The sequence below is a fragment of the Cognataquiflexum nitidum genome (genome assembly GCF_022538055.1).
Lineage (GTDB): Bacteria > Bacteroidota > Bacteroidia > Cytophagales > Cyclobacteriaceae > Cognataquiflexum > Cognataquiflexum nitidum.
In genome coordinates this window covers 1-3,710 of record NZ_JAKZAM010000071.1, presented here as the reverse complement: position 1 = coordinate 3,710, position 3,710 = coordinate 1, and the positions used below count along the sequence as shown (strand labels likewise).

General features: G+C 40.2%; 3 protein-coding genes. 1 reads left to right on the top strand and 2 read right to left on the bottom strand.

Annotated features, from left to right (window positions below; all coding sequences use genetic code 11):
- The first annotated feature begins 364 nt into the window (after positions 1–364).
- Positions 365–1,288, top strand: coding sequence for a hypothetical protein (locus tag MMU07_RS21590; protein ID WP_241128690.1), 924 nt, complete (start codon positions 365–367; stop codon positions 1,286–1,288).
- Positions 1,289–1,378: 90 nt separating this feature from the next.
- Here the strand turns inward: MMU07_RS21590 and MMU07_RS21585 are convergent, their stop codons facing one another.
- Both MMU07_RS21585 and MMU07_RS21580 read right to left on the bottom strand, forming a co-directional pair.
- Complete coding sequence (locus tag MMU07_RS21585) at positions 1,379–1,594, bottom strand: four helix bundle protein (protein ID WP_241128689.1); 216 nt, start codon at positions 1,592–1,594, stop codon at positions 1,379–1,381.
- 247 nt (positions 1,595–1,841) lie between these two features.
- The gene (locus MMU07_RS21580; protein WP_241128688.1) at positions 1,842–2,534 is read right to left on the bottom strand and encodes a hypothetical protein; all 693 of its coding nucleotides are present in this window, start codon (positions 2,532–2,534) and stop codon (positions 1,842–1,844) included.
- Positions 2,535–3,710: the final 1,176 nt, after the last annotated feature.

Below are 3,710 nucleotides of genomic sequence, written 5' to 3'. Positions count from 1 at the left end.
AAAGTCCTCGGATAATTTCAGGGGAAGGCGCAGGAAATATCTCACAAAGACACAGAGGCACAAAGGGGGATTTCTCGTAAAGACACGAAGGCGCAAAGGGTAATTTCCCTCAAAGACACAAAAGGAAATGAATATTATAGTATGCTGTTTAAACCAATTTTATCATATTGGATATTGATGGATATTGGATATTAAATGGATATTGAAATGAACCAAAGCGGTTTTGTTTCTGATTTTTTTAGGTGAACCACCGGAATTAAAGCCTCATCTCGCAATCGCAGCAACAGGACTTTACCTGTCCTGAATGCTGATTTCAATTAATACCCTTATGCAAAGCCATTATCATTTTTAATCCCTATTTACATTGTTAGAAATAAAAAAATATTCCCCATCTGATTTTGATTCTTGGAATGAACTGATTGAAAACAGTTCCAATGGGGTATTTCTTCATTCCAGGAACTTTATGGATTACCATAAAGACCGTTTTGTCGATGCCTCTCTCCTGATTTATGAGGGGGAGGAATTGGTGGCCGCCCTGCCCGGCAATAGCTTTGAAAAGACATTTTTGTCCCATCAGGGATTGACTTTTGGAGGCTGGGTTTTCCTTAAAAAACTCGATGCAAGTAAGCAACTGCAGGTTATCCAGAAATCCCTGAAATTTCTTTTTGAGTGTGGATTTACCAGGATCCGTGTCAAGCCTGTACCGGAGTTTTATCATAGCCAAAAAATCGACAATGATGCCCTTATGCTTTCTTGCGGTGGAGTGTTGGTGGATGAAGACCCCAATTATGCCATCGAATTACCAAAAGTGATTTCTGACCGAGGCAAAAGGTGGGGTGTCCAAAAGGCCATGAATTTGGGCATTCACATTGAGGAAGATGATTGTTTTGTGACGTTTTGGGATGAAATCCTGATGCCTTACCACCGGCAGGTGTTGGGCTATGAACCGGTACATACACTTGCTGAAATCGAATACCTTGCCACCAAAAATAATGGAAAAATACGGCAGTTTAATGCCTACCATAAAGGGGAGATTCTGGCTGGGGTGACGGTTTTTACCCATCCTGAGGTGGTTAGGACACAATATATCGCTTCTACCGATGATGGAAGAAAAAACAGGGCTGTGGACCTCCTGATCGGCTATTTGATGCGGAATATAGGTGAAAAATACATTGACTTAGGGGGAGTGACTGACCCAAAAACAGGCTTACCCAAAGAAAGCCTTGTGCAGTGGAAAGAGAGTTTTGGAGGGGAATTGTATGTGGGGAAGGTGTGGGAGTTTTGTTAATTCAGAATTATGAATTATGAATGTAGAATTATCAGTGAAGAATGAATAATGAGGAATTAGGAATGAAGAATAAATGAATTAAGAATGGGGTCAGCGGTTGTTTTTTGAGGAAATCAAAATAGAGTTGAGAATTTTTATGATTTCTTCGATTTCGGTTTGTAAATAAAGATAGTCAGGATGGTCCTGGATCAATTCTTTTCGGTTTAGTAATTTGATCCAATAGGCCGTTTCTCTCGCCTCTTTTGACGCGATGCTGATTTTTGAGATAAAGTCATTTTTTGATTGTGGGGCTTGGGCCTCTACCACGTTAGCTCATATTGAGGTGCCCGAACCAACAATTTGATCTGCTAGCCTGAAGTGATTCTTTTCACGGAGGAAAAAATAGACATTCAGAATCTTTTCCGCAAAAATAAAGGTTTTATCAAGGATGGGGTTTTTCATTTTAGGTTAATATTCTGCTAAAATACCAAAGCCTTAATTATATATTGTTCGATTAAACGTTTATAATCGGAAAAATTAATTCAGAATTATGAATTCATAATTCTGAATTAATTCACCGTAGTTCCAAATTGATCTCGTCTCCCTTATGGATTTCGGCGGCGAGTTTGAAGTAGAGGTGGCGGTTGTTTTTGTCGTTGATCAGGATATTATTTTCTGTTTTTTGGGCTTCCTCAAAGTCCTCGATCGTCAGGGTGTCGAGCCATTTGGAGGCATTGATTTCGAAAATAATGGAGGGATTGATGGTCCTGTTGGAGTTAAAGGAAAGAATGGGTGAATTGTCAGCATCGAGTTCTAAGTCAAAGCGTGGCCTTGCCCCAAAAAGCTCTATGGTCACGGGAATCAATTCTCCCTCTGTACTGTAGTAAGAAGCACTGATAAAAACCGAGGGATTCTGCTCGTGGTCGCAGAGATGAATCCCAAATCCCAATCTGGAATAGTTGCCCTCAGGGATATTCAGAAAGAAATCTTCGGTATCATCTGACTTGTTGAAAAACACCTTTTTGATCTCGTTGAATTCAATGTCCAGGTTTTTGTGGAAATTACTGTTGTCATTTTTTCCCCTGACACTTAGCTCGAGTTTTTTGATGCAGATAAAGCCCTCATGGATGATGATCTTGGGTTTGTGTGGTAGAAAAACATCCATGTTGCCTTCGTACTTGTCGGTCAGCACAAAGGCCAAACCGATAAAACTCTCGTCTAGCTGGTGCAGAAAATAATCGTGGGCACGGTATTGAATAATGAGCATGGGGGAAAATTTCTAGGGTTTATCTTTTTCAATCTCTTTGATACTATGATTTCCGCTTTTTTAGAAGATATATCCTCCTTGTCTCGGATCATCTTCCACAGACAAAGTCTATTGTCCACGGCACAGGATTTTTAACTTTTGGACCATGTCACTCATGCCCGGAGCAAGTCAGAGGAATTTCACTCCACTTTTCCCTACCAAGCATTTTCCAAACGAAAGGAAAAATATTCTTCGTAAAGAACTTCCCGAATAAAAGCCCAATTAATACGCCAAGAAATACTATTTATTTCACATTTAATAATGGAAATCAAGGGGGCAAGAAGCCTGGGATGGCAACCTTCAGTTTTGAGTTTTATGCCATTTTTTGGATTATAATTCATTGAAAAATAAATGGTTATATATTTTTTTATCAAAATCAATTTAAAGATTTGAAATACATTTTAGATTTTTCCACTCACATTTTCATTATGATGAAGATTTTATGAAAAAAGGAGGTATTTCTTTTAATTTTTTATGTGCGGTGAAAATGTTTTTAGAAGGTTTGCAAATCCCGATTGCCCGAGTAATTTTGTTACTCATGAGTAATTTTAGTACTCGGTAAGATTTCCTGATGGGATTGAAAGGGCGAAGCTGTGGGGTGGTTATTGGGTTAATTGATTAAAGGGTTATTTGATTACCAGCGTCACCCTGAGGTACGAAGGGTCTCATGTTAATATTGTTGTCAGGTTATCAAGTTGTCGGATTTAGCTTCGTACATGGTACATAGTACTGATTGTTGTCGGGTTGCCTGCTGCGCGTTGTCGGGGTGTGGTGTTGTCAGGTTGTCGAACGTCACCCTGAGGTACGAAGGGTCTCATGTTAGAATTGTTGTCAGGTTATCAAGTTGTCGGATTTAGCTTGGTACATGGTACATAGTACTTGGTACTGATTGTTGTCGGGTTGCCTGCTGCGCGTTGTCGGGGTGTGGTGTTGTCAGGTTGTCGAACGTCACCCTGAGGTACGAAGGGTCTCATGTTAGAATTGTTGTCAGGTTATCAAGTTGTCGGATTTAGCTTGGTACATGGTACATAGTACTTGGTACTGATTGTTGTCGGGTTGCCTGCTGCGCGTTGTCGGGGTGTGGTGTTGTCAGGTTGTCGAACGTCACCCTGAGGTACGAAGGGTCTCATGTTAGAA

Excerpts from the sequence above, each read along its gene's own strand:
- MMU07_RS21580 (WP_241128688.1), bottom strand. The coding sequence starts at position 2,534 with ATGCTCATTATTCAATACCGTGCCCACGATTATTTTCTGCACCAGCTA.